This window comes from Mycobacterium simiae, assembly GCF_008370645.1.
In the GTDB taxonomy this organism is placed as follows: domain Bacteria; phylum Actinomycetota; class Actinomycetes; order Mycobacteriales; family Mycobacteriaceae; genus Mycobacterium; species Mycobacterium simiae_A.
Window position 1 is genome coordinate 1 of the sequence record NZ_VTZN01000490.1, and the last position, 582, is coordinate 582.

At 68.6% G+C, this 582-nt stretch carries 1 protein-coding gene; it reads right to left on the bottom strand.

All coding sequences use genetic code 11. The features are described from left to right. On the bottom strand, positions 1 to 580 hold a 580-nt coding region (locus F0Q45_RS26575; RefSeq protein WP_149656660.1), incomplete at its 3' end, for a PPE family protein. Between the last annotated feature and the right edge of the window lie 2 nt (positions 581 to 582).

Consider the following 582-nt stretch of genomic DNA (forward strand, 5'->3'; position numbering starts at 1 on the left):
CGGTGTTGCCGCTGCCGATGTTGGCGGTGCCCTTGTTACCGATGCCCAAGTTGGGCAGGCTCTGCAGGAGCTGCTGCAGGCTCGCCGGTATCGGGATCAACTCTGCGGCCGCGGCTGACGCACCGGCGTGATAGCCGAACATTGCCGCCACATCCTGGGCCCACATCTGCTCATACCGGCCCTCCACCGCCATGATCGCCGGCGCGTTGAGCCCCAACAGATTCGACCGAACCAACTGCGCGAACGCGCTGCGGTTGGCCGCCACTGCCAGCGGATGGATCGTCGCGTTCTTCGCGCCCTCGAACGCACTGGCCACGGCTTTCGCTTGTCCGGCCGCGCCTTGGGCCTGGGCTGAAGCGGCGCTCAGAAACCCCGCATAGGATGCGGCGGCCCCCGCCATCGCTGCCGACGCCGCGCCCTGCCACGCCTGACTCGCCAGACCTGAGGTGACCGAGGAAAACGACGACGCCGCCGCCCCCAACTCCGCAGCCAACCCGTCCCACGCTGCCGCGGCCTGAAGCATCGGCGCCGAGCCCGCACCGCTGAACATCCGCAACGAATTGATCTCGGGCGGCAACACCG